This is a genomic window from Cupriavidus sp. R6-3, from assembly GCF_059772245.1.
This window is the reverse complement of sequence record NZ_JCBAJO010000037.1, coordinates 1-25,561: the sequence shown is the minus strand read 5'-3', so window position 1 is coordinate 25,561 and position 25,561 is coordinate 1. Positions and strand designations below refer to the sequence as shown.

Genomic DNA, 25,561 nt, shown 5'->3' with positions numbered 1-25,561 from the left:
GACGGCAGGTATTGAGCATCCATGGAACAACAAGACATTACGTTTCAACCCGACGAGCCGGCCGATTCGCTGACGCTCGCCCATTACGCCGAACGGGCCTATCTCGACTACGCGATCAGCGTGGTCAAGGGCCGCGCGCTGCCTGAAGTGGCCGACGGCCAGAAGCCGGTACAGCGCCGCATCCTGTTCGCGATGCACGAGATGGGGCTGCGCGCCGACGCCAAGCCGGTCAAGTCGGCGCGCGTAGTCGGCGACGTGCTCGGCAAATTCCACCCGCACGGCGACCAGTCGGCCTACGACGCGCTGGTGCGGCTGGCGCAGGACTTCTCTCTGCGCTATCCGCTGATCGACGGCCAGGGCAACTTCGGCTCCCGCGACGGCGACGGCGCGGCGGCGATGCGCTACACCGAGGCGCGGCTGACGCCGATCGCGCGGCTGCTGCTCGACGAGATCGACCAGGGCACGGTCGACTTCGCGCCGAACTACGACGGCTCGATGGAAGAGCCCAGGCTGCTGCCCGCGCGGCTGCCGTTCGTGCTGCTCAACGGCGCGTCCGGCATCGCGGTCGGCATGGCCACCGAAATCCCGCCGCACAACCTGCGCGAGGTCGCGGCGGCCACGGTGGCGATGATCCGCAATCCGAACATCACGCTGGCCGAGCTGCTGGCGCTGATGCCGGGCCCCGACTATCCCGGCGGCGGCCAGATCATCTCTTCGCCGGCCGATATCGCGCAGATCTACGAGAGCGGCCGCGGCAGCCTGAAGGTGCGCGCGCGCTGGATCATCGAGGACATGGCGCGCGGCCAGTGGCAGCTGGTGGTCAACGAGCTGCCGCCCGGCACCTCGGCGCAGAAGGTGCTCGAGGAAATCGAGGAGCTGACCAATCCGAAGGTGCGCGCCGGCAAGAAGTCGCTGACGCCGGAGCAGCTGCAGCTCAAGCAGACCATGCTGGGCGTGCTCGACGCGGTGCGCGACGAGTCCGGCAAGGATGCACCGGTGCGGCTGGTGTTCGAGCCCAAGAGCAAGAACATCGACCAGCAGGAATTCGCGCAGACGCTGCTCGCGCATACCAGCCTGGAGTCGGGCGCGCCGATCAACCTGGTGATGATCGGCACCGACGGGCGTCCGCGGCAGAAGGGCCTGATCGAGATCCTGCGCGAATGGATCGCCTTCCGCTTCGAGACGGTGACCCGCCGCAGCCGGCATCGGCTCGCCAAGGTCGAGGACCGCATCCATATCCTCGAAGGCCGGATGCTGGTGCTGCTCAATATCGACGAGGTGATCCGCATCATCCGCGAGGGCGACGAGCCCAAGCCGGCGCTGATGCAGGCGTTCGGCCTGTCCGAGCGCCAGGCCGAGGACATCCTCGAAATCCGGCTGCGCCAGTTGGCGCGGCTCGAATCGATCCGCATCGAGCAGGAGCTGAAGGACCTGCGCGAAGAGCAGGCCGACCTGGACGTGCTGCTGAAGTCCGAGACGATGATGCGCCGTCGCATCATCAAGGAGATCGAGGCCGACGCCAGGCAATACAGCCCGGCCGACAAGGACCCGCGCCGCACGCTGATCCAGGAGGAGCGCCGCGCCGCCGCCGAGGTGCGCGTGATCGACGAACCGGTCACCGTGGTGGTCTCGCAGAAGGGCTGGGTGCGCACGCGCCAGGGCCATGGCCACGATCCGCAGCAGTTCGCCTTCAAGGCGGGCGACGCGCTGTACGGCACCTTCGAATGCCGCACCATCGACGTGCTGCTGGCGTTCGGTACCAATGGCCGCGTCTACTCGGTGCCGGTCGCGGGCCTGCCCGGCGGCCGCGGCGACGGCGTGCCGCTGACCACGCTGGTCGAGCTGCAGGCGGGCACGCAGATCGCGCATACCTTCGCCGGCACGGCCGAGCAGCGCATGCTGATCGCCACGCGCGGCGGCAACGGCTTCCAGAGCAAGATCGGCGACATGATCAGCCGGCAGAAGGGCGGCAAGTCCTTCCTGACGCTCGACGATGGCGACGCGCCGCTGGCGCCCGCGCCGATCGGCGACGAGGCGACGCACGTGGCCTGCCTGTCCGGCAACGGCCGCCTGCTGCTGATCGCGCTCGACGAGATCAAGGTGCTGTCCGGCGGCGGACGCGGCGTGATCCTGATGGAGCTGGAGCCCAAGGAAACGCTGCAGCAGGTGGCGGCAGTTGGCGCGCCCGGACTGCTGGTGTCCGGGCAGGGTCGCGGCGGCAAGGCGTCGTCGCAGAAGCTGGCCGGCGCGAACCTGCTGCCGTACGTCGGCAAGCGCGCGCGCAAGGGCAAGGCGGTCGAGCTCAAGCTCAAGGAGATGTCGATCGAGCCGGTCAAGGCCGATTGATGGCCGCTTGACGGGCGGGTTGATGGCCGGTTAATCGCCGGTTGATGGCCGGTTGATTTGCCGGTGGTTGATTGACCGGCCGCCCGCCCGCTCGCCGCCAGCGTTGCAACGCGGGCGGCCGCTACGACCCAGCGGCGGCCCATGCCGCCGGCAGGCGCGACGCCGGCCCTGGCGTGCGCAGCGTGACATCGATGCCGGCGACCCGCGCCGCGCGCTGGAAGTCGGTCAGCGTTTCCTCGATATCGTGGTCGATGCGCTCGCAACGGGTCGCATCGATGATCAGTTTCCCGCCGGCTTCCACCTTCGCCAGATGGCGCCGCAGCTGCGCCTTGTGGAAGAACGACACGTCCTTGTGCAGGCGAAGCAGATAGCAGTCCTCGTAGCGCGTCAGCGAGATCGCGCTCCGCGCGTGATGGCGCAGCGTGAAGGCGATCCCCACCGCCATGCCGATGGCGATGCCGAACAGCAGGTCGGTGGCCAGGATGGCCGCGATCGTGACGACGAATGGCAGCGCCTGTGCCGGGCCCTTGCGCCAGGCCTCGACGAACAGCGCGGGCTTGGCCAGCTTGTAGCCCACGTGCAGCAGGATGGCCGACAGGGCCGCCAGCGGAATCCAGCGCAGCAGGTCGGACAGGAACAGCACGCTGGCCAGCAGCAGCACCCCATGCACGACCGCCGACACCTTGGTGCGGCCGCCCGCGCTGATATTGGCCGAGCTGCGCACGATCACCGCCGTCAGCGGCAACGCGCCGAGCAGGCCGGCGACCATATTGCCGACGCCCTGCGCGTACAGCTCCCGGTTGGGCGGCGCCACGCGGCGCATCGGGTCGAGCTTGTCGACGGCCTCCAGGCTCAACAGCGTCTCCAGGCTTGCGACGATCGCCAGCGTCAGCGCGACCACATACAGATCGGGATTGGCCAGCGCCGAGAAGTCGGGGCGCGCCAGTTCGGCCAGCAGAGACGCCGGACCATCGATGGCCGGCAGCTGCACCAGATGGTCGGGAGCCAGCGCGGCATCGGGGCTCGCATGCAGGGCGAAGCGCTGGTACAGCACACCCCACAGCACCGCCAGCAGCGGTGCCGGCAAAGCCCGCAGCGCGCGACGCTGCCGGATGAAATCGGTATCCCACAGCACCAGGATCGCCAGCGCCACTGCCGCCACCGTCAGGTTGCTGCCCGACACCATGCCGAGCGCCTGCTGAGCGGCCTCCGCCAGGCCCGCCTCGTCGACCAGCCGGCTGTCCAGCGGCGCCGACGAGGGCAGGCCGAGCGCGACCGGCAGTTGCTTGATGATCAGCAGCAGGCCGATCGCGGCCAGCATGCCCTTGATCACGGCCGACGGCACCAGTGCCGCGATATCGCCGGCGCGCAGCCACGCGAAGACGATCTGCAGCGCGCCGGCCAGCATCACCGCGACCAGGAAGGCGGAGAAGCCGCCGAGCGTCGAGATTGCGCCGACGACGATCACGACGAGGCCGGCCGCGGGGCCGCTGACGCTAAACTGCGAGCCGCTCAGCATGGCGACCACCACGCCCCCGATCACGCCGGCCAGCAGGCCGGACAACAACGGAGCGCCGGAGGCCAGCGCGATGCCCAGGCACAGCGGCAGGGCAACGAGAAATACCACCACGCCGGCGGGAATGTCGCGGCCGAGGTGGCGCAGATAGGCGTCGCGCATGGACGGGATGGAGACGGTCGGGGTAGGGGTAGGGGGCGCCGTGTTCATAGGGGTCGATGCGATGGAGGGTTGGACGAAAGGGTGGCTCATCGCCGCCGCGAACGCGGGGCCGAGCGGCTCGATGTCAGCCGCCGGGTCCGGCGTTCGCGACGACGACGGTGGGACGACGATGCCGCCGCGGCAACAGCGAGTTGCTGCAGCGTTTCGTAGACCCTGTGTGCTCTGTATTTGGGGGCGGCGTCAGCGCGCCAATGTGTCAGGCCGCCAGCGGTTCCGGCGACGCGTCGGCGTCGGTGCCATCGAGGCACAGCCGCTCTTCCAGCAGGCCCGTTTCCAGCGAGTAGATCCACGCATGCAGGCGCAGCGCGCGGCCGCTGTCCCACACCTTGCGCACCAGCGGCATCCCGGCCAGCTTGCGCACCTGCGCGATCGCATTGAGTTCGACCAGCCGCGCGGTGCGCGCGTCGTCGTTGTCGAGGCGATCGAGTTCGCCGCAATGCGCGCGATAGACCTGCCGGATCTTGTCCAGCCGCGCATCGACGTGGGGCAACTCCGGCACGCGCGCCAGCGACGCACGCACGCCGCCGCAGCCCTGATGCCCGCAGACGATGACGTTGCCCACGCGCAGGACCTCGAGCGCGTACTGCAGCACGCTCATCAGATTGGGGTCGTCCTCGCACACCAGGTTGGCGATGTTCCGGTGCACGAACAGATCCCCGGGCTCGGCATTGGTGATCAGCTCCGCGGGCACGCGGCTGTCCGAGCAGCCGATCCACAGCACGTCCGGCGCCTGGCGCACCGCCAGACGCTTGAAGCGGTCGGGATCGCGTGACAACACTTCGGTGGCCCAGGCGCGGTTCTCGAGCATCAGGCGTTTGGCGACTTCCATGGTGGCTCCCTACGGGCGGACGGTTGGCATGGTGACGGCCGCCGGGGACCTCGTGCACTGCGCCAGCGTGAACTGCGGGCGGGTCGATGTCGTAGTGCACTGCATCAGTGCACCACGGTCGCGGTGCCGTACGGCGGAACAACTCTTCGTCCAGCCGCGGCGAAAGTCAGTTCCGTGTTACATCGCACAAATTTGTGCAACGCAGAATTCGGCCGCATTGAAAGCGGGGAAGCGCCTTTGCCGGTCTTGTGGTCGCCCTCGCTAGCCCAGCACCAGCGTCAACGCCAGGCCCATCATCACCGCCGCGATGGCGCCGTCGAGGCAGCGCCATGCCATCGGCCGGCGGAACAGCGGCGCCAGCAGTCCGGCGCCGTAGGCCAGCGCGAGGAACCACGACAGGCTCGCCAGCGCCGCGCCGAGGCCGAAGATCCAGCGGCCGTCGCTGCCATGCTGGCTCGCCAGCGCGCCGAGCAGCACCACGGTATCGAGATAGACGTGCGGATTCAGGAAGGTGAAGGCAAGACAGGTGGCCAGCGCGGTCGCCAGCGGCAATGGGGCCGCGGCCTGCAGCTCGACCTTGCCGGCATCCAAGGCGCGGCGTGCCGCCATCAGGCCGTAGACCGCGAGGAAGGCCGCGCCGCCATAGCGCGTCAGCGTCAGCCAGCCGGGATGCGCGTGCAGCAGCGCGCCGAGGCCGGCGATGCCGACGCCGATCAGCAGCGCATCGGAGGTGGCGCACAGCAGGGCCACCGGCAGGCGATGCTGGCGCCGGATGCCGAGCCGCAGCACGAAGGCGTTCTGCGCGCCGATCGGGATGATCAGCGCCAGGCTGGAGAGGAAGCCGGCCATCAGGGGCATGTCGATCTTCATCGGGGGGATGGAGTCGGAAGTTCGAAGTTGGAAGGGTCCAAGCGTAGCTTTGCGACCGTCAAAAGAAAAACTAAACTTTCTTGTCCTGGATTAGAAACACTAATGATGAAAATCGACAACGGCCAGCTGGCCGCCTTCGCCGCCGTGCTGCAGGAAGGGAGTTTCGAGGCCGCGGCCCGGCGCCTGCATGTCACGCCCTCGGCCATCAGCCAGCGCATGCGCCAGCTCGAGGAGCGGCTCGGCCAGGTGCTGCTGCAACGAGGCAGCCCCTGCCAGCCGACCGCGGCCGGCCGCACGCTGGCACGCTATACCGAGCAACTGGCGCTGCTCGAAGCGGAGACGCTGGCTGAACTGGGCGACGCCGATGGCAATGGCTTGCGGGGCACGAGCGGGATGCCGCTGCGCGTGCCGCTTGCCGTCAATGCCGATTCGCTCGACAGCTGGTTTCCCGCCAGCTTCGACGCCTTGCCGGCCGAGCCCGCGATGGTGTTCGATCTACGCGTCGAAGATCAGGACCATTCGGCAACGCTGCTGCGCGAGGGCGTGGTGATGGCGGCGGTCAGCGCCAGCGCCGAGCCGGTGCAGGGCTGCACGGTCGAACCGCTCGGCATCATGCGTTATCTCGCCGTGGCTTCGCCGCTGTTGATCGCGCAGGCATTTGCCAAGGGCGTCAACGCCGCCAGCCTGTCGCGCACGCCGATGCTCGCCTTCAATCGCAAGGATGCGCTGCAGGCGCGCTTCATCGCGCTGCTGATCGGGCCCGATGCCGAGCAGCCGATGCCGCCGATTCACTACGTGCCCTCGACCGCCGGCTTCGTCGCGTTTGCCCAGCGTGGGCTCGGCTGGGGCATGATGCCCGAGCCCTTCGTGCGCGAGCCGCTGGCGCACGGGACGCTCGCCGAATTTGCGCCGCGCCGGCATCTGGACGTGCCCTTGTACTGGCACCGATGGCGGCTGCGCTCGCCGGCGCTCGACGCCGTCACGCGCGCGGTGCGGCAGGCGGCGGCGTCGTCGTTGCGGCCGCTGGGAGCGCACCCGCCACGGGGGCCGTTGCGGGCGGGGAAGAAGCGCTGAACGATCCCGCTCGCGTTCGGTTCAGGAGTTGGGTCAGGCGATCGGCTTGACGACGATCGTGATCGAGCTGGCGTTCGGCGCAGGGTTTGGGTCTGGCGATCGGCTTGGCGGCGATCACGACCGAGCTTGGGTTCGGCTCAGGGGTCTGGGTCAGCCGATGGGATTGGCGACGATCGTCGAGGACGAGCGTACAAAGTTGCCGCCGCCGAGATGATGGATCGTGTGCAGGGCCTCGTTGCCCGCATCGAACTTCCACCGGCCATTGGCGAACACGCGCGGATCCGCGGCCGCGGCCACGACCTCGCCGAAGCAGGTGTCGTAGGCATCCTCGGTATGCGCCTCCGGAATCAGCCGGCACTCCATCCACGCGCTGCAGCCCGCTTCGATCAGCGGCAGCCCGAGCTCGGGACCGGTGATGCTTGCGATGCCGAACTGCGCGAACTTGTCGACGTCGCGGCCCGTGGCGCTGCCCACCGCGTAGGTCATATCGATGGCGGCCGCGCCGGGGATGCAGATGCCAAAGCTGCCGCTGGCCGCGACCAGCTCGCGCGTGAAGGTTCGCTTGTCGATCACGATCGCAATGCGCGGCGGTGTGAATTCGACCGGCATCGACCAGGCGGCGGCCATCACGTTGCGGCGGCTGCCGTCGCTGCTGGTGACCAGCACGGTCGGGCCATGGTTGATCAGGCGGCTGGCGTATTGGAGGGGGACGGGTTGGAAGGCGGTCATCGCGGTCATCGGTTTCGCTCTGCTTCGATGAAATGTGAAGAATGATTGCCGCGATAATGCCATCGCTCCGCCGATCGGGGTGGTTGGGGTCCGCAAAGCCGAAAAACAAAAACCCGCGAAGCTTGCGCTGTCGCGGGTTTCAGGACATCGATTTGCGGATGTCGTCGGACGGAATACTGGTGGAGCCGGCGGGAATCGAACCCGCGTCCGCAGATCCTCCACAGAGAGTTCTACATACTTAGTTCTGTCATTTGATTTAACCGCCGCATCGCGGACGAACACGCTCTACGACGGCGAGTCACTTGGTTTTCGTCCCTGAGGTCGTGACACCCGCAGGGCTTATCTGACGTAAATGACCTCGCGTGGTCTTGCGACCCTAGCCCGTCAGCGAGCCAGTGCGAGGACGGCGGCCCTTAGGCTGCCAGTGCGTAACGTTCGTCGTTAGCAGTTATTGCGTTCCCATTGATTTACGAGGTGACGGGTCCTCGGTATGCCCTCTACTGCTTTGCAACCCACGTCGAAACCAGGTCGGCCCCAGTAAGGAAAACGGATTGTACCCGCTTTCGACGCCGGGCGTGCGCGTCGGTTCCCTAGGCGGCGGGAACGGCCGCGGTGAGCAGCGGAATCAACTCGCTGGGATGGCGCACCAGGTGATCGCCGCCCCAGCGCTCCGGTGGCTCGCCCTCGCCGCAGTAGCCATAGGCCGCCGTGATGGTGGCCATGCCGGCCGCCTTGCCGGCCTGGATGTCGCGCAGGTCGTCGCCGACATAGGCGCATCGGCTCGGATCGACGCCGCTGACCTGCGCGGCGTGCAGCAGCGGGGCGGGGTGGGGCTTCGGATAGGGCGTGGTGTCGCCGCTGACCACGGCGGCGGCGCGCGGCGCCAGGCCAATCGCATTGACCAGCGGGGTGGTGAAGCGGGCGATCTTGTTGGTCACGATGCCCCAGCGGATGCCGGCGGCTTCGAGTGCGGCCAGAACCTCTTCCATGCCGTCGAACAGCCGGGTCTGCACCGCGATATCGGCCTCGTAGTAGTTCAGGAAGGCATCGCGCAGTGCCGGGAAATCGGGGTCTTCGGGCGTCTTGCCGAAGGCGGCGCCGATCAGGCCGCGCGCCCCATGGGACGCGACCGGGCGCAGCAGCGCATAGTCCACCGGCGGGCGGCCATGCTCGACCACCAGCCGGTTGGCGGCGGCGGCCAGGTCGGGGGCGGTGTCGGCCAGCGTGCCGTCCAGGTCGAAGAAAACAGCGTCGAAGGTCGGCATGCTCAGGCGGTGCGGCGCAGGGCCATCAGGTAATTGACGTCGGTATCGCGGCTCAGCTCGTAAACCTGGGATAGCGGCCGGTAGACCATGCCGCGCAGCTCGATCAGGTCAAGGCCCGCCTGCCGGGCGAAGCGCGCAAGTTCGGCGGGTTTGATGAACTTGTCGTAGTCGTGCGTGCCGCGCGGCAGCATATTGAGCACGTATTCGGCGCCGAGCACGGCCAGCAGGTACGCCTTCAGGTTGCGGTTGATGGTCGAGAAGAACACGTGGCCGCCGGGGCGGACCAGCGTGGCGCAGGCGCGGACGATCGAGGCCGGGTCCGGCACGTGTTCGAGCATTTCCATGCAGGTGACCACGTCGAAGCTGGCCGGCATCCGCGCGGCGAGCGCTTCGGCCGCGATCTCCTCGTAGGTCACGGCCACGCCCGATTCCAGGCTGTGCAGGTCGGCGACCTTCAGCGCCTTGGTCGACAGGTCGATGCCACGCACGGTGGCGCCGGCGCGGGCCATGCTCTCGGACAGGATGCCCCCGCCGCAACCGATATCCACCACCTGCTTGCCGCGCAGGTCGGCGATGCTGTCGATCCAGCCCAGCCGCAGCGGGTTGATCTCGTGCAGCGGCTTGAATTCGCTGTTCGGATCCCACCAGCGGTGGGCCATTTCGCTGAACTTGTCGATCTCCTTCAGGTCGGCATTGCGCGCAATCTGGTGGGTTTCGACGGTGGGGTGAATCACGGGGGAAGTCGGCGTCATGAATCTGGCGCGCGCCTGGCGGCGCGGGACATTAGGAATTGGGGCAACTCTAACAAAATGCGTCCCCTGAGGCGAGCCGGGAGGAAATTGCTGACCCAGTGAACGAGTGAGGCGAGGCAGGGTGCCAAGCCAGGAGGGCAGGCAGGACGGCGGGACCGCAGGAACGGGACGGAGGCCGAACGAAAACGCAGGACGAAAAAAAGCCCAGCTTGCGCTGGGCTTTTTCGCCGTGGAGCGGGACCGATCAGCGAGCGCTGCGGGTACCGACCACTTCGACTTCCACGCGGCGGTTCGGCTGCTGGCAGGCGATCTGAGCGGTGCGGTTGCCCTTGCACGACTTCGGATCGACCTTCAGCTGGCGCTCGCCCTTGCCTTCGGTGTAGACGCGGTTGGCTTCCACGCCCTTGCTCACCAGATAGGCCTTGACGGCTTCGGCGCGGCGGATCGACAGGCGATCGTTGTAGCGATCGGTACCGAACGAGTCGGTGTGGCCGACGGCGATGATCACTTCCAGAGTGATGCCCGACAGCTTCGACACCAGGTCGTCCAGCTTGGCGCGGCCTTCCGGCTTCAGGACAGCCTTGTCGAAGTCGAACAGCGTGTCAGCGGCGAAGGTGACCTTCTCGCTCGAGACAACCGGGGGAGCGACCGGAGCCGGAGCCGGAGCCGGGGCAGCAGCCGGAGCCAGCGCGCCATCGCACTGAGCATTGGCCGTGGCCGGGGTCCAGGAGCTATCGCGCCAGCAGAGCTCGTTCGTGCCATTCTTCCACACGTACTCGCTCGTACCGTTACCCCAGTTGTCGTTGACGGCCTTCTTTTCGTAGGGGACCGACGCGGTCTGGGCTTGAGCGGATGCGGCCATTACTGCGGTAGCTGCAACGAGCGCGAGCTTGGCAAATTTTTTCATATTTCTCCTCTCAGGATGAGATCACCGCAGGGTTACTGCGAGCAAATGGACGAAAACAAGTCATACATTCTTCGGAGTATAACCTTCTCGCTCGAGGTGACGAATGCTCCACTTCGAACAATGTCTGGCTCTTCGCTGGGGAATTGTGCCACAAGGCTCGTTTCCTAAGAAGTAAATATATGCGATTCAATCCATGGCTTCGGGGCCTGTGGTGTTTGTGCAACATGGCCCTTGCGATGCCCGCAAACCCTTGTGCCGCTTGGGTTCCGAGGCATCGCTGCGGATCGGCGGGGGCAGCGCGAAGGGTGGTTGGAGGGGCGCGGGGAGGCGGTGCGGCGCATGTTAGAATGCCATGTTACCCGCCGCGCCGGCAGCACCGGATCATCCGGTGCCGACCTCCGCTTGCGGGCGTTTCAACCGCATAAGCCACGCCGCAATGGATCAATTCGCCAAAGAAACCCTTCCGGTCTCCCTCGAAGAGGAAATGCGTCGCTCGTACCTGGATTACGCGATGAGCGTGATCGTCGGGCGCGCGCTTCCCGATGTACGGGACGGCCTGAAGCCCGTCCATCGGCGAGTGCTGTTTGCGATGCACGAGCTGAACAACGACTGGAACCGCCCCTATAAGAAGTCGGCGCGTATCGTCGGCGATGTGATTGGTAAATATCACCCGCACGGCGATACCGCGGTCTACGACACCATCGTCCGCATGGCGCAGGATTTTTCGCTGCGTTATATGCTGGTCGACGGCCAAGGCAATTTCGGTTCGGTCGACGGCGACAATGCCGCGGCCATGCGTTATACGGAAATCCGGTTGTCCAAGATAGCGCATGAAATGCTGCTGGACATCGACAAGGAAACCGTTGATTTCGTCCCGAACTACGACGGCTCCGAAAACGAGCCGCAAATCCTGCCGGCCCGTATCCCGAATCTGCTGATCAACGGTTCGTCGGGTATTGCGGTCGGCATGGCCACCAATATCCCGCCGCACAATCTGAACGAAGTGGTCGACGGCTGCCTGCACCTGCTGCGCAACCCGCAGGCGACGGTCGACGAGCTGATCGAACTGATTCCGGCGCCCGATTTCCCGACCGCCGGCATCATCTACGGCATCCAGGGCGTGCGCGAAGGCTACCGCACCGGCCGCGGCCGTGTGGTGATGCGAGCACGTACCCACTTCGAGGATATCGACCGCGGCCAGCGCCAGGCAATCATCATCGACGAGCTGCCCTACCAGGTGAACAAGCGCACGCTGCTGGAGCGCATCGCCGAGCTCGTCACCGAGAAGAAGATCGAAGGCATCTCGGACATCCGCGACGAATCGGACAAGTCCGGCATGCGCGTGGTGATCGAGCTCAAGCGCAACGAGGTGCCCGAGGTCGTTCTGAACAACCTATATAAGAACACCCAGCTGCAGGACACCTTCGGCATGAACATGGTGGCGCTGGTGGACGGCCAGCCGCGCCTGCTGAACCTGCGCCAGATGCTGGAGTGCTTCCTGTCGCACCGGCGCGAGGTGGTGACCCGCCGCACCGTGTTCGAACTGCGCAAGGCCCGCGAGCGCGGCCATGTGCTGGAGGGCTTGGCGGTGGCGCTGGCCAACATCGACGAGTTCATCGCGATCATCAAGGCCGCGCCGACCCCGCCGATCGCCAAGCAGGAACTGATGGCCAAATCCTGGGATTCGCAGCTGGTGCGCGAGATGCTGGCGCGCGCCGAGACCGACACCCCGGGCGGCCGCGCGGCCTACCGTCCGGACGGCCTGCCGCCGGTGTTCGGCATGCAGGACGACGGCCTGTACCGCCTGTCCGACTCCCAGGCCCAGGAAATCCTGCAGATGCGCCTGCAGCGCCTGACCGGCCTGGAGCAGGACAAGATCGTGCAGGAGTACCGCGACGTGATGGACGCCATCACCGACCTGCTTGACATCCTGGCCCGTCCGGAGCGCATTACCACCATCATCACCGACGAACTGACCGCGATCCGCGCCGAATTCGGCGACGACCGCCGTTCGCAGATCGAGCTGAACGCGACCGAGCTCGATACCGAGGACCTGATCACCCCGCAGGACATGGTGGTCACGCTGTCGCACAGCGGCTATATGAAGAGCCAGCCGATCTCGGAATACCGCGCGCAGAAGCGTGGCGGCCGGGGCAAGCAGGCGATGGCGACCAAGGACGACGACTGGATCGATACGCTGTTCGTCGCCAACACGCACGACTACATCCTGTGCTTCTCGAACCGCGGCCGGCTCTACTGGCTGAAGGTCTATGAGGTCCCGCAGGGCTCGCGCACCTCGCGCGGCCGGCCGATCGTCAACATGTTCCCGCTGCAGGAAGGCGAGAAGATCACGGTGATCCTGCCGGTGCGCCAGTTCGACGCCGAGCACTTCATCTTCATGGCGACCGCCCGCGGCACCGTCAAGAAGACCGCGCTGACCGAATTCTCGAATCCGCGCAAGGCCGGCATCATCGCGGTCGACCTCGACGAGGGCGACTACCTGATCGGCGCGGCGATCACCGACGGCCAGCACGACGTGATGTTGTTCTCGGACGCCGGCAAGGCGGTGCGCTTCGACGAGAACGACGTGCGTCCGATGGGCCGGCAGGCCCGCGGCGTGCGCGGCATGAACCTGGACGACGGTCAGACCGTGATCGCGATGCTGGTCGCGCCGGCCGAGAATGCCGAGGATGCCGGCTCGGTCGGCAGCGTGTTGACCGCGACGGAGAACGGCTACGGCAAGCGCACGCCGATCACGGAATACACTCGGCATGGCCGCGGCACCAAGGGCATGATCGCGATCCAGACCAGCGAGCGTAATGGCCGCGTGGTGGCCGCCGCGCTGGTCGCGCCGGAGCACGAGATCATGCTGATCACCACCGGCGGCGTGCTGATCCGCACCCGGGTGGCCGAAATCCGCGAGATGGGCCGCGCCACCCAGGGCGTCACGCTGATCAACGTCGACGAGGGCACCAAGCTCTCCGGCCTGCAGCGCATCGTCGAAAGCGATGCCGATAATGGCGACAACGGCGACGGCGGCGACAACGGCGAGATCGACGCGGAAGGCGAGGGCGCCGGTGCCGAAACCAATGCCGGCACCAACGGCGACGACAATGGTGCCGGCAACGGCGCCGATGATGTCGCAAATGGTGACAATGGCGCTCAATCGTAATCAGATGCAACAATGGCGCGGCCGCTGGAACTAGGCCAGTCGCTACCGGACTAAACCGGACGAATTCATCAGGGAGTCATAATGCTCAACACCACTCGACGTATTGCTGTGCTGGCTGCTTTTGTTCCGGCCTTGATGGTCGCGCAGCATGCGCGCGCGCAGGACGCGGACAAGACCGCGGCGATCAAGGAACTGCTGTCCGTGATGCAGGCCGACCAGGCCGTCAAGGGCCAGGCCGAGAACTGGCAGGCCGGCGCCAAGCAGGAAGCGCCGCTGGTGCTCGAACAGGTGCTGGTCGAGAACAAGACGCTGAGCGACGCGCAGAAGCAGGCCGCCGTCGAGAAGCTGAAGAAGAACGGCGCGGTGCAGCGCATGGTCGATGGCGCCGGCAAGCAGTTCGGCACCGAAGCGTTCAAGAACGACGCCATCAAGGCGCACTATGACGCCTTCGGCAAGTACTACACCGCCCAGGAAATCCGCGACCTGACCACCTTCCTGAAGTCGCCGACCGGCCAGAAGTTCATGGCCAACCAGGGCAAGGCGACCCAGGAAATCTGGGGCTCGATGATGCAGAAGTACGGCCCGCAGGTTGGCAAGTCGATGCGCGACGCCGCCGAGAAGGAAGTCACCGCGGCGTCGAAGTAAGCCGGGCGCCGGCGTCCGGTGCGCCACCTCGGCGACGCCGGGGCGCCAACGAAATGCGTCTTTAGGTAATAATGGCTGCTTGGGCTATCCCAAGCAGCCATTTTTCTTTCCGTTCATGAACGATCCCCAGAATCCCGCCCTTGCCGCCATGATGCAGCGCGCCATGGCCGAACGTGTCTACAACTTCTCCCCGGGCCCCGCGACGCTGCCGGCCGAGGTGCTCCAGCAGGCAGCCGAAGAAATGCTCTCCTGGCACGGCACCGGCATCTCGGTGATGGAGATGAGCCACCGCAGCAAGGAGTTCGAGGGGATCCACAACGAGGCGCTGGCCGATCTGCGCGAGCTGCTGCGCGTCCCCAAGGAATTCCGCATCCTGTTCCTGCAGGGCGGGGCCATCGGCGAGAACGCCATCGTCCCGCTGAACCTGATCGGACGCCTGAACCCCGAGCGGCCCAAGGCCGATTTCATCGTGACGGGCACCTGGTCGGTCAAGACCGAGCAGGAAACCCGCCGCTACGGCGCCAGCCATATCGCCGCCAGCAGCGTGGACCAGCGCTTCGCGCGCATCCCCGATCCGGCGAGCTGGCAGCTGTCCGACGATGCCGCCTACGTGCACCTGTGCACCAACGAGACCGTCGTCGGCGTCGAATTCCAGGAAGTGCCCGATATCGGCCAGAACCACGGCCGCGTGGTGGTCGCCGACGCGTCGAGCCATATCCTGTCGCGGCCGATCGACTGGTCGCGCGTGCAGGTGGTCTATGGCGGCGCGCAGAAGAATATCGGCCCCGCCGGCGTCACCATCGTGATCGTGCGCGAGGACCTGCTCGGCCACGCGCATCCGCTGTGCCCGTCGGCGTTCAACTGGCGCATCGTCAACGACAACAATTCGATGTACAACACGCCGCCGACCTACGCGATCTATATCGCCGGGCTGGTGTTCAAATGGCTGAAGCGGCAGGGCGGCGTGGACGGCATCGAGCAGCGCAATATCGCCAAGGCGCGCGCGCTCTACGACTTCCTCGACCAGAGCGCCTTCTATCGCAACGAGATCGATCCGAGCTGCCGTTCGCGCATGAATGTGCCGTTCTTCCTGGCCGACGAGTCCCGCAACGAGGCCTTCCTGGCCGGCGCGCGCGCCAACGGGCTGGTCCAGCTCAAGGGCCACAAGTCGGTGGGCGGCATGCGCGCCAGCCTGTATAACGCGATGCCGCTGGAGGGTGTCACCGCGCTGATCGACTATATGCGCGAGTTCGAGCGCAGCGCCGCCTGAGCGGCGGCCATTGCGCCATCGGCGGCGAGACGGTCCTGCGTGGGCGTGGCCTGCCGATCGATGGCGAATCGGGATTTCCATCATGACGAACCAAGATAAAAACGCTGCGGCCGCTGCCCAGGGCCAGCAGCCTGCCATGCCGACCGAGGAGCAGGAGCGCGCGCTGTCCGTGGAACTGGCGCCGCTGCGCGAGCAGATCGACGCCGTCGATCGCGAGCTGCTGGCGATGCTGAACCGCCGCGCGCAGCTGGCGCTGGACGTCGGCGAGGTGAAGAAGAAATTCGGCGCGCCGGTGTTCCGGCCGGAGCGCGAGCTGCAGGTCATTCGCAAGGTCCAGGGCAACAACCCCGGGCCGCTGCGCGGCGACAGCGTCGCGGCGATCTGGCGCGAGGTGATGTCCGCCTGCCGCGGCCTGGAGAAGCCGCTGGAAGTCGCGTTCCTCGGCCCGGCCGGCACCTTCTCCGAGCAGGCGCTGTACGCCCACTTCGGCCACGAGGTCGCCGGCGTGCCGTGCCCGAGCATCGACGAGGTGTTCCGGGCGGTCGAGGCCGGCACCGTCGAGTACGGCGTGGTGCCGGTCGAGAATTCGACCGAGGGCGCGGTGTCGCGCACGCTCGATCTGTTCCTGCAGACCTCGCTGAAGATCAGCGGCGAGATCGCGCTCAAGGTCCATCACAACCTGATGGCGTCGTCGCCCGACATGAAGGGCGTGACCGTGGTGCGCGCCCATCCGCAGGCGCTGGCGCAGTGCCAGCACTGGCTGACGGCCAACTATCCGCACCTGGAGCGGCAGGCGGTGTCGAGCAACGGCGAGGCGGCCCGCATGGCCAGCGAGGACCCGACGGTGGCGGCGATCGCCGCCGAGACCGCGGCCAATCGCTATCACCTGCACATCATCCGCTTGCATATCCAGGACGATCCGCACAATCGCACGCGCTTCGCGGTGATCGGCCGCTACGAGACCGAGCCGTCGGGCAGCGACCAGACCTCGCTGATCCTGTCGGTGCCGAACAAGGCCGGCGCGGTCTACCAGCTGCTGGCGCCGCTGGCCGACAACGGCGTGTCGATGTGCCGCTTCGAATCGCGGCCGGCGCGCAGCGGGGCCTGGGAGTACTACTTCTACGTCGATATCGAGGGCCACCAGCGCGATGCCGCGGTCGAGCGCGCGCTGCAGCAGCTGCGCGCCAACGCGGCGTACTTCAAGGTGCTGGGCTCGTATCCGTCCAGCAAGTAGCACGCACGCAGGCAGGCAGCGCACTGCGGACAGAACAACCCAAGGTGGAACACCGGGCCCGCGGCGGGCCGAGGCAAGGCAATCAGGAGTCGATATGGCAGAGCAGGGCAGGCAGTTCGGTCCGGAATATGTGCGGGCGATTTCCCCTTACGTCGCGGGCCGGCCGATCGCCGAGGTCGCGCGCGAATTCGGCCTCGACGAGGCAACCATCGTCAAGCTGGCCTCCAACGAGAACCCGCTCGGCATGCCGGAGTCGGCCAAGGCCGCGATGGCGGCCGCGGTGGCCGAACTGGGCCGCTATCCCGATTCCAACGGCTTCGAGCTGAAGGCCGCGCTGTCGGCCCGCTACGACGTGCCGGCCGACTGGCTGACGCTGGGCAACGGCAGCAACGACATCCTCGAGCTGGCCGCGCATGCGCTGGTCAAGCCGGGCGAATCGATCGTCTACGCGCAGTACTCGTTCGCGGTCTACGCGCTGGCGACGCAGGAAATCGGCGCCCGTGCGATCGAGGTGCCGGCGCGCGACTATGGCCACGATCTCGACGCGATGGCGGCGGCGATCGCGCCCGATACCCGCCTGGTCTTCATCGCCAACCCGAACAATCCGACCGGAACCTTCCTGCCGGCCCCGCAGATCGAAGCCTTCCTGGCGAAGGTGCCGGCCGACGTGGTGGTGGTGCTCGACGAGGCCTACAACGAGTACCTGGACCCCGAGGACCAGTACGAGTCAGTGCAGTGGGTGCGCAGGTATCCGAACCTGATGGTCTCGCGCACGTTCTCGAAGGCCTATGGCCTGGCCGGGCTGCGGGTCGGCTATGCGGTCGCGCAGCCTGCGCTGACCGATCTGCTGAACCGCATCCGCCAGCCGTTCAACGTCAACAGCCTGGCGCAGGCGGCCGCGGTGGCCGCGCTCGGCGACGAGGCCTTCCTGCGCAAGAGTGCGACGCTCAATCGCGAGGGCAAGGCGCAGCTGGTGGCGGCATTCGATCGGCTCGGCCTCGAATATGTGCCTTCGTACGGCAACTTCGTGCTGGTCCGTGTCGGCGACGACAATGAGGCGGGCGCGCGTGTCAATCTGGCGCTGCTCAAGCAGGGCGTGATCGTGCGGCCGGTCGGCAGCTATGGGCTGCCGCAGTGGTTGCGCGTGACGATCGGGCTGCCGCAGGAGAACGCGGCCTTTATCGCAGCGCTGGAGCGCGCGCTGCAGTAGGGGCGCCGCGGTCCAACTCCCGACAGGGCGCCGCTGGCGCCCTGTCTGCCATATCGGCGCCACCGGCGCCCGCCTGCGCGCAGCGACCGGCTACAATGCCGGTTTTCCTCCTTTCCGCCGCCGATCTCGGCGTACTGTCGTGAGTGCCCTGCATTTTTCCCGTGTCGTGATCGTCGGCGTCGGCCTGATCGGCGGTTCCCTGGCCCGAGCCCTGAAACGTGCCGGTGTCGTCGGCGAAGTGGTCGGCGTCGGCCGTTCTCCCGCCTCGCTGGAACGCGCGCTGGCGCTTGGCGTGATCGACCGCGCCGCCTCGCTCGAAGACGCCGCGCAGGGCGCCAGCATGATCGTGCTGTGCGCGCCGGTGGCGCAGACCTTCGCGCTGCTGCATGCGCTCGAGCCCCATCTGCAGCCCGGCACCATCGTCACCGACGCGGGCAGCACCAAGTCCGACGTGATCATGGCGGCCAAGACCGCGCTCGGCGACAAGGTCGCGCAGTTCGTGCCGGCCCATCCGATCGCGGGACGCGAGCTCAACGGCGTCGAGGCCGCTCTCGACGATCTCTACGACGGCAAGAAGGTCGTGCTGTGCCCGCTGCAGGAGAACAGCCGGGCCGATGTCGCGGCGGTGCGCGCGATGTGGGAGACCGCCGGCGGTGTCTGCGAGATCATGTCCGCCGTGCAGCACGACGCGGTGTTCGCGGCGGTCAGCCACCTGCCGCATCTGCTGTCCTATGCGCTGGTCGCGCAGGTCGCCAATGCCGAGGACGCGGCGCTCAAGCTGGCCTGCGCGGGCGGCGGCTTTCGCGACTTCACGCGGATCGCCGCGTCGTCGCCCGAGATGTGGCGCGACATCTGCCTGGCCAATCGCGAGGCGCTGCTGCGCGAACTCAATACCTATCAGTCGGTGCTGGCCCATCTGAAGGCGCAGATCGAGGCCGGCAATGGCGACGCGCTCGAACGCGTGTTCGCCCGCGCCAGCCAGGCCCGGCTGCAGTGGGGCGCCGAGCGCGCCGCCGCGGCGGACGTCGAGCCGTGATGTCGGCCGATCCTGCCGCCAACCCGCGCTGCCTTGTTGCCCTTCGTATGCCGTCCCGACCGTAGCCCGACCATGGAACATCTGACGCTTGGCCCCTTCACCCGTGCCGCCGGCACGGTTCGCCTTCCCGGCTCGAAGAGCATCTCCAACCGCGTGCTGCTGCTGGCCGCGCTCAGCGAGGGCGAGACCCGGGTGCGCGACCTGCTCGATTCCGACGACACGCGCGTGATGCTTGGCGCGTTGAAGACGCTGGGCGTGGCATGGCGCAAGGACGGCGACGATCATCTGGTCACCGGCGTCGGCGGCATGTTTCCGGTCAAGGCGGCCGAGCTGTTCATGGGCAATGCCGGCACCGCGATCCGTCCGCTGACCGCGGCGCTGGCGCTGCAGGGCGGCGACTATCGGTTGTCGGGCGTGCCGCGCATGCACGAGCGGCCGATCGGCGATCTGGTCGACGGCCTGCGCCAGGTCGGCGCGCGCATCGACTACCTCGGCAACGAGGGCTATCCGCCGTTGCACCTGCAGCCGTCCCAGATCCGTATCGACGGGCCGATCCGCGTGCGCGGCGATGTGTCCAGCCAGTTCCTGACCGCGCTGCTGATGGCGTTGCCGCTCGCCGACGCGCCGGGCGGCCGCATCGAAATCGAGGTGGTGGGCGAGCTGATCTCGAAGCCCTATATCGAGATCACGCTGAATCTGCTGGCGCGCTTCGGCATCGAGGTCAAGCGCGACGGCTGGTCGCGCTTCGTGCTGCCGGCGCGGGCGCGTTACCGCTCTCCCGGTGAAATCTTCGTCGAGGGCGACGCGTCGTCGGCCTCGTACTTCCTGGCCGCCGGCGCCATCGGCGGCGGTCCGGTGCGGGTCGAAGGGGTGGGGCTGGCAAGCATCCAGGGCGACGTGCAGTTCGCCGATGCGCTGAACCGGATGGGCGCCAACGTGATGGCCGGCGCCAACTGGATCGAGGTGCGCGGCGTCGACCGCGACGACGGCCGGCTGACGGGCATCGCGCTGGACTGCAACCATATTCCCGATGCGGCGATGACGCTGGCGGTGGCGGCGCTGTTCGCCGACGGTCCCACCACGCTGACCAATATCGGCAGCTGGCGCGTCAAGGAGACCGATCGCATCGACGCGATGGCGGCCGAGCTGCGCAAGCTCGGCGCCGACATCGAGGCCGGCCAGGACTATCTGCGCATCGCGCCGCCGGCGCAGTGGCGCACGCCCGCCGACGGCATCGACACCTATGACGACCACCGGATGGCGATGTGCTTCTCGCTGGCGACCCTCGGGCCCTTGCCGATCCGCATCAACGATCCGCGCTGCGTGGCGAAGACGTTTCCCGACTATTTCGACGTGTTTGGCCAGGTGGTCCGCTGAATCCTGGTCAGGGCGGCCGGGCCGCCGGGCCGGCTGGCGCGGCCCAGGCGGGCCTATTGCGCCGGCGCCATCGCCATCCCGCTGTCACGCCCGGCATCGGCCGGCGCGTCCGCCTGTGCTGCCTTGCGCCGTTCGCGCTGCTCCCAGTAACGGTCGAAGAAGTAGTGGGCCACCGTGTTGACGGCCGGTTCGATGAAGGTGACGGCACCGCTGATGGCAATGCTGCCGGTCAGCGCATAGGTCACGCTGAACGCGATGCCGAGGTGCATGATGCCGAACGACAGGGTTTTTGCCATGGTAGATTGCCTCGTTGGTCTGCGGGAGCCGCGGATCGACGCTCCCTACCGATGGAAGAATGATAATGGTTCTCAATTAGATCGAGAAATTGATCGTTGCTTTTGTCTTGATAAGAAATGACTATCGCTGAAGTCGTCACCATCGACGGGCCAACGGCCTCCGGCAAGGGAACCGTGGCGCACAAGGTCGCCGACGCGCTGGGCTTCCATCTGCTCGACAGCGGGGCGCTGTACCGTCTGGTGGCGCTGGCCAGCGAACGCGCCGGCATCGACGCGTCCGACGTGCCGGCCCTTGCAAACCTGGCGGGTCGCCTCGATGTCAAGTTCGGTCCGGATCGGGTCTGGCTGTCGGGCGAAGAGGTGAGCCTGGCCATCCGCGCCGAGGCGATCGGCAACCGGGCTTCGGCGCTGGCGGTCCATCAGCCGGTCCGCGATGCGTTGACGGCACTGCAGCGGGGCTTCCGCAAGCTGCCCGGCCTGGTGGCCGACGGCCGCGACATGGGCACCGTGATCTTCCCGGACGCGCGCCTGAAGGTGTTCCTGACCGCAAGCGTCGAGGCACGCGCCCGCAGGCGCTATAAACAATTGATTGATAAGGGAATTTCTGCTAGTATCGAAAACCTTTTGCGTGATTTGGAAGCACGCGACGCGCGGGACCGTTCCCGTGCCGCCGCCCCGCTTCGTCCCGCGGAAGATGCGCGACTGCTCGATACCTCCGACATGACGGTGGATCAGGCGGTGGCGCAGGTGCTGGCGTGGCACGCCGAACTGGGTCCGCTGACCCAGGGGTGACCGCGCCGCGCCATCGGGCGCCGGCAGCCGGCCGCAGCGAACGCGACAACGAACGCGTCCGCAGGCGGAACGGGCCGCCGGCATGGTTCAACCTGACCCCGCTGCCCTGGCAGACTGAGCGTGATCGTCGCGCCGGCCACGGTATTGCGGATTGCTAACTTACGTTTATGTCCGACCTGCAAAACAACGAATCCTTTGCCGCACTGTTCGAGGAATCCGTCGCCCGCTCCAATATGAAGGCTGGCGAGGTGATTTCGGCCGAAGTCGTGCGCATCGACCACAATTTCGTGGTCGTCAACGCCGGCCTGAAGTCTGAAGCCTTCGTCCCGGTGGAGGAGTTCCTGAACGACCAGGGCGAACTCGAAGTGCAGGCCGGCGACTACGTTTCCGTGGCCATCGACGCGCTCGAGAACGGCTATGGCGACACCATCCTGTCCCGCGACAAGGCCAAGCGCCTGGCATCGTGGCTGAACCTCGAGAAGGCGCTGGAAGACGGCGAAATCATCTCGGGTACCGTGACCGGCAAGGTCAAGGGCGGCCTGACCGTGATGGTCAACGGCATCCGCGCGTTCCTGCCGGGTTCGCTGGTCGATGTCCGTCCGATCAAGGACACCACGCCGTACGAAGGCAAGACCCTGGAATTCAAGGTCATCAAGCTGGATCGCAAGCGCAACAACGTGGTGCTGTCGCGCCGCGCCGTGGTGGAAGCGACCCTGGGCGAAGAGCGCCAGAAGCTGATGGAAACCCTGAAGGAAGGCGCCATCGTCAACGGCATCGTCAAGAACATCACCGACTACGGTGCGTTCGTCGACCTGGGCGGCATCGACGGTCTGCTGCACATCACCGACCTGGCATGGCGCCGTGTTCGCCATCCGAGCGAAGTGCTGTCGGTTGGCCAGGAAATCACCGCCAAGATCCTCAAGTTCGACCAGGAGAAGAACCGCGTCTCGCTGGGCGTCAAGCAGCTGGGCGAAGATCCGTGGGTCGGCATCTCGCGCCGCTACCCGCAAGGCACCCGCCTGTTCGGCAAGGTCACCAACCTGACCGACTACGGCGCGTTCGTCGAGATCGAAGCCGGCATCGAAGGCCTGGTGCACGTGTCGGAAATGGACTGGACCAACAAGAACGTGGCCCCGTCCAAGGTTGTCCAGCTGGGCGACGAAGTCGAAGTCATGGTGCTGGATATCGACGAAGACAAGCGTCGTATCAGCCTGGGCATGAAGCAGTGCAAGGCCAATCCGTGGGACGACTTCAGCCGCAACCACAAGAAGGGCGACAAGCTGACCGGCCAGATCAAGTCGATCACCGACTTCGGCGTGTTCATCGGTCTGCCGGGCGGCATCGACGGCCTGGTGCACCTGTCGGACCTGTCCTGGCAAGAGTCGGGCGAAGAGGCCGTGCGCAAGTACAAGAAGGGCGACGAAGTCGAGGCCGTGGTGCTGGGCATCGATGTCGACAAGGAACGCATCTCGCTGGGCATCAAGCAGCTGTCGGGCGATCCGTTCAACAACTTCATCTCGGCCAATGACAAGGGCTCGATCGTCACCGCGACGATCAAGACCGTCGACCCGAAGGGTGCCGTGGTCCAGCTGGCCGACGACGTCGAAGGCTATCTGCGCGCCTCGGAAATCTCGGCCGACCGTGTCGAAGATGCCCGCAACGTGCTGAAGGAAGGCGAGCAGGTGACGGCGGTGATCGTCAACATCGATCGCAAGTCGCGCAACATCAACGTGTCGATCAAGGCCAAGGACTCGGCGGAGCAGCAGGAAGCCCTGCAGAAGTTCCAGGCCGACACCGGCACGGCTGGCACGACCAACCTGGGCGCGCTGCTGAAGGCCAAGCTGGGCCAGGACAACCAGTAATCGCGTCCATCGCGACCGTCCAACTCACGCGCGGATGCCATGACCAAGTCCGAGCTCGTCGAAAAGCTGGCTGCCCGCTTTCCGCAGTTGCTGCTGCGGGACGCGGACATCTCGGTGAAAACGATCCTCGACGCGATGTCCGATGCGCTGGCCGATGGCCATCGCATCGAGATCCGCGGGTTCGGCAGCTTCGGACTGAATCGCCGGCCGCCGCGCGTGGGGCGCAATCCCAAGTCCGGCGAGCGGGTGCTGGTGCCCGAGAAACGGGTACCGCACTTCAAGGCGGGCAAGGAGTTGCGTGAGCGGGTCGATCGCAATCCGGCGGCCGGCAACGGCAGCGGTAACGGCGATCACGGTGTCAACGGCAACGGCGGCAACGGTGCCAATGGCAACGGTGTCGACGGCACCGCGCTGGGGCTGAACGGCAATGGCGGCGGCGCCGCCAATGGGCATGCCCCGCTGGGCGGCGAACGCGGTTCGTTGTCCGGTTCGTTGACCGGTTCGTTGACGCAAGGCACCGCGATGACCGGCGTCCAGCAGGAAGGCTCCGGCCTGAATCTGGCGCAGTCCTGAATTCCAGCGGCTTCGGCAACGAAGCGGCGAGGAAATCGAAAAGCGCTCCGCAAGGAGCGCTTTTTTTATGCCCGTCGCATGGCGAGGCACGGAACCGCGACACTGGCGGGCTGGTCTGAGTGACCTTTCCGTATCGCGACGAGACGCCGAAAATTGCCCGCATCGCCAGGCCTGATCGCGCCGTGTGCGCCAATCGATTCCGCTACAATGCCGGGGAACCGCCGCCCGCGGCCGGCTGGCCATTCGGATATCGACAGCCGGCGCGCGCACGGACGCTTCTTCGCCTTCTTCGCCATTTCGCCGCCACGCCGCCGCAGACACCTCGTCAATCGCATGAAACTTGTCGCCTGGATTATCCGTATCGTCCTGTTCGCGCTGCTGTTCGTGCTCGCCCTGCGCAATACCGCCGATGTGTCGCTGCAGCTGTTCTTCGATGCGGTCTGGCGCGCGCCCCTGATTCTGATCCTGCTCGCCGCCTTCGTGCTCGGCGCGCTGGCCGCACTGATCTCGGTGGCGCCCAGCCTGATGCGCCAGCGGCTGGAGATCGCCCGGCTGCGCCGTGCGGTCGGCAATGCACGCACGCCGGTCGACGATGGCGCCGGCGCGTCGACTTCCAAGGCCGTGGCGCCTTACAACGTAATCGGCCCGAAAGTCTAAGCAATGAATTTTGAAACCTGGTGGCTGCTCGCCCTTCCGCTCGTATTCGGGCTCGGCTGGATGGCGGCCCGCCTCGACCTGCGGCAGGCGATCAGCGAGCAGGGCGCCTTGCCGCGCTCATATTTCAAGGGCCTGAACTTCCTGCTCAACGAGCAGCCGGACAAGGCCATCGATGCCTTCATCGAGGTCGCGCGGCTCGATCCCGAAACCACCGAACTGCATTTCGCGCTGGGCGCGCTGTTCCGCCGCCGCGGCGAGACCGAGCGCGCGATCCGCGTGCACCAGAACCTGGCCACGCGTCCCGATCTGCCCGACACCGAGCGCGAGCATGCGCTGTACGAACTGGGCCAGGACTATCTGCGCGCCGGCCTGCTGGACCGCGCCGAGGACGCGCTGCGCGCGCTGATGTCGGGTCCCTATGCCGCATCGGCCAAGCGCGTGCTGCTGGAGCTGTACGAGGTCGAGAAGGAATGGCGCAAGGCGATCGACGCCGCGCGCGAGCTGCAGAGTGCGACCCAGCAGGACTACAGCGTGCAGATCGCGCAGTTCTGCTGCGAGCTGGCGCAGGACGCGCTGCAGCGCAAGCAAGCCGACGAGGCGATCGGCTGGCTCGAGCAGGCGCTGCGCGAGAATCCGAAGAATGTGCGCGCACCGATCCTGCTGGGCGACGTCGCCATGGCGTCGGGCGATCTTGGCGCGGCGCTGGGCCACTGGCTCGGCATCGAGCGCCAGGACGCCAGCTACCTGCCGCTGGTGGCCGATCGCGTGGTCAAGGCGTATCGCGACCTGGGCGAACAGGGCAAGGCACTCGAATGGCTGCGCGGGCTGCTGAAGACGGGTCTTGCCCCCGAACTGCTCGATACCGCCTATCGCACCGAACTGGAACTGGCCGGCCCGGCGGCCGCCGCCGCGCTGATGCGCGAGCAG

General features: G+C 66.8%; 22 protein-coding genes and 1 other RNA gene. 14 read left to right on the top strand and 9 right to left on the bottom strand.

Features of this window, described 5'->3' with window-relative positions; translation table 11 throughout:
- The first annotated feature begins 21 nt into the window (after window positions 1–21).
- Complete coding sequence (parC, locus tag AC6EI8_RS09430) at window positions 22–2,346, top strand: DNA topoisomerase IV subunit A (RefSeq protein WP_498381801.1); 2,325 nt, start codon at window positions 22–24, stop codon at window positions 2,344–2,346.
- A 121-nt stretch (window positions 2,347–2,467) separates the two neighbouring features.
- On the opposite strand, the gene AC6EI8_RS09425 is transcribed toward parC, so the two are convergent.
- The 3 genes from AC6EI8_RS09425 to AC6EI8_RS09415 all read right to left on the bottom strand — a co-directional run bounded on the left by AC6EI8_RS09425 (window position 2,468) and on the right by AC6EI8_RS09415 (window position 5,771).
- Window positions 2,468–4,024 (bottom strand): SulP family inorganic anion transporter, encoded by a 1,557-nt coding sequence (locus tag AC6EI8_RS09425; RefSeq protein WP_498381800.1) that lies wholly within the window; start codon window positions 4,022–4,024, stop codon window positions 2,468–2,470.
- 256 nt (window positions 4,025–4,280) lie between these two features.
- Window positions 4,281–4,913 (bottom strand): carbonic anhydrase, encoded by a 633-nt coding sequence (locus AC6EI8_RS09420; protein ID WP_149317874.1) that lies wholly within the window; start codon window positions 4,911–4,913, stop codon window positions 4,281–4,283.
- Between the two features lie 261 nt (window positions 4,914–5,174).
- On the bottom strand, window positions 5,175–5,771 hold the full coding sequence (locus AC6EI8_RS09415; protein WP_187829160.1) for a LysE/ArgO family amino acid transporter: 597 nt from the start codon (window positions 5,769–5,771) through the stop codon (window positions 5,175–5,177).
- Window positions 5,772–5,885: 114 nt separating this feature from the next.
- On the opposite strand from AC6EI8_RS09415, the gene AC6EI8_RS09410 reads away from it, so the two are divergent.
- The gene (locus tag AC6EI8_RS09410; protein WP_322784920.1) at window positions 5,886–6,857 is read left to right on the top strand and encodes a LysR family transcriptional regulator ArgP; all 972 of its coding nucleotides are present in this window, start codon (window positions 5,886–5,888) and stop codon (window positions 6,855–6,857) included.
- A 150-nt stretch (window positions 6,858–7,007) separates the two neighbouring features.
- Here AC6EI8_RS09410 and AC6EI8_RS09405 read toward each other — a convergent pair whose 3' ends face one another.
- The 5 genes from AC6EI8_RS09405 to ompA all read right to left on the bottom strand — a co-directional run bounded on the left by AC6EI8_RS09405 (window position 7,008) and on the right by ompA (window position 10,510).
- Window positions 7,008–7,586, bottom strand: coding sequence for a flavin reductase family protein (locus AC6EI8_RS09405; RefSeq protein WP_265633436.1), 579 nt, complete (start codon window positions 7,584–7,586; stop codon window positions 7,008–7,010).
- A gap of 177 nt (window positions 7,587–7,763) precedes the next feature.
- Window positions 7,764–8,122, bottom strand: a transfer-messenger RNA (tmRNA) gene (ssrA, locus tag AC6EI8_RS09400).
- A gap of 54 nt (window positions 8,123–8,176) precedes the next feature.
- On the bottom strand, window positions 8,177–8,851 hold the full coding sequence (gph, locus tag AC6EI8_RS09395; protein ID WP_150084155.1) for a phosphoglycolate phosphatase: 675 nt from the start codon (window positions 8,849–8,851) through the stop codon (window positions 8,177–8,179).
- A 2-nt stretch (window positions 8,852–8,853) separates the two neighbouring features.
- A complete protein-coding gene (gene ubiG / locus AC6EI8_RS09390; RefSeq protein WP_226108272.1) occupies window positions 8,854–9,603 on the bottom strand; it encodes a bifunctional 2-polyprenyl-6-hydroxyphenol methylase/3-demethylubiquinol 3-O-methyltransferase UbiG in 750 nt (249 codons plus the stop codon).
- Window positions 9,604–9,847: 244 nt separating this feature from the next.
- Window positions 9,848–10,510, bottom strand: coding sequence for an outer membrane protein OmpA (gene ompA, locus AC6EI8_RS09385; RefSeq protein WP_023265125.1), 663 nt, complete (start codon window positions 10,508–10,510; stop codon window positions 9,848–9,850).
- Between the two features lie 436 nt (window positions 10,511–10,946).
- On the opposite strand from ompA, the gene gyrA reads away from it, so the two are divergent.
- The 7 genes from gyrA (at window position 10,947) to aroA (ending at window position 20,454) form a co-directional block, all read left to right on the top strand.
- A complete protein-coding gene (gene gyrA / locus AC6EI8_RS09380) occupies window positions 10,947–13,682 on the top strand; it encodes a DNA gyrase subunit A (protein ID WP_498381799.1) in 2,736 nt (911 codons plus the stop codon).
- Between the two features lie 81 nt (window positions 13,683–13,763).
- Window positions 13,764–14,327, top strand: coding sequence for a DUF2059 domain-containing protein (locus tag AC6EI8_RS09375; RefSeq protein WP_265633377.1), 564 nt, complete (start codon window positions 13,764–13,766; stop codon window positions 14,325–14,327).
- A 115-nt stretch (window positions 14,328–14,442) separates the two neighbouring features.
- Window positions 14,443–15,597: a 3-phosphoserine/phosphohydroxythreonine transaminase gene (serC, locus tag AC6EI8_RS09370; RefSeq protein WP_226108269.1), complete on the top strand. Its 1,155-nt coding sequence runs from the start codon at window positions 14,443–14,445 to the stop codon at window positions 15,595–15,597.
- A gap of 82 nt (window positions 15,598–15,679) precedes the next feature.
- Complete coding sequence (gene pheA, locus AC6EI8_RS09365) at window positions 15,680–16,831, top strand: prephenate dehydratase (protein ID WP_498381798.1); 1,152 nt, start codon at window positions 15,680–15,682, stop codon at window positions 16,829–16,831.
- 94 nt (window positions 16,832–16,925) lie between these two features.
- The gene (gene hisC / locus AC6EI8_RS09360) at window positions 16,926–18,041 is read left to right on the top strand and encodes a histidinol-phosphate transaminase (protein WP_265633379.1); all 1,116 of its coding nucleotides are present in this window, start codon (window positions 16,926–16,928) and stop codon (window positions 18,039–18,041) included.
- A 139-nt stretch (window positions 18,042–18,180) separates the two neighbouring features.
- Entirely contained in the window at window positions 18,181–19,077 is an 897-nt protein-coding gene (locus AC6EI8_RS09355) for a prephenate dehydrogenase (RefSeq protein WP_226108268.1), read from the top strand.
- Window positions 19,078–19,149: 72 nt separating this feature from the next.
- On the top strand, window positions 19,150–20,454 hold the full coding sequence (gene aroA / locus AC6EI8_RS09350; RefSeq protein WP_498381797.1) for a 3-phosphoshikimate 1-carboxyvinyltransferase: 1,305 nt from the start codon (window positions 19,150–19,152) through the stop codon (window positions 20,452–20,454).
- 53 nt (window positions 20,455–20,507) lie between these two features.
- On the opposite strand, the gene AC6EI8_RS09345 is transcribed toward aroA, so the two are convergent.
- Entirely contained in the window at window positions 20,508–20,750 is a 243-nt protein-coding gene (locus AC6EI8_RS09345) for a DUF2061 domain-containing protein (RefSeq protein ID WP_149317885.1), read from the bottom strand.
- A gap of 117 nt (window positions 20,751–20,867) precedes the next feature.
- On the opposite strand from AC6EI8_RS09345, the gene cmk reads away from it, so the two are divergent.
- The 5 genes from cmk to lapB all read left to right on the top strand — a co-directional run.
- Entirely contained in the window at window positions 20,868–21,542 is a 675-nt protein-coding gene (gene cmk / locus AC6EI8_RS09340; protein WP_149317886.1) for a (d)CMP kinase, read from the top strand.
- 167 nt (window positions 21,543–21,709) lie between these two features.
- Window positions 21,710–23,404, top strand: a complete 1,695-nt coding sequence (rpsA, locus tag AC6EI8_RS09335) for a 30S ribosomal protein S1 (protein ID WP_149317887.1) — start codon at window positions 21,710–21,712, stop codon at window positions 23,402–23,404.
- Window positions 23,405–23,443: 39 nt separating this feature from the next.
- Complete coding sequence (locus tag AC6EI8_RS09330) at window positions 23,444–23,977, top strand: integration host factor subunit beta (protein WP_149317888.1); 534 nt, start codon at window positions 23,444–23,446, stop codon at window positions 23,975–23,977.
- A 333-nt stretch (window positions 23,978–24,310) separates the two neighbouring features.
- Entirely contained in the window at window positions 24,311–24,634 is a 324-nt protein-coding gene (locus AC6EI8_RS09325) for a LapA family protein (protein ID WP_149317889.1), read from the top strand.
- A 3-nt stretch (window positions 24,635–24,637) separates the two neighbouring features.
- Window positions 24,638–25,561, top strand: a 924-nt coding sequence (gene lapB / locus AC6EI8_RS09320) for a lipopolysaccharide assembly protein LapB (RefSeq protein WP_498381796.1), incomplete at its 3' end; no start/stop codon positions are given.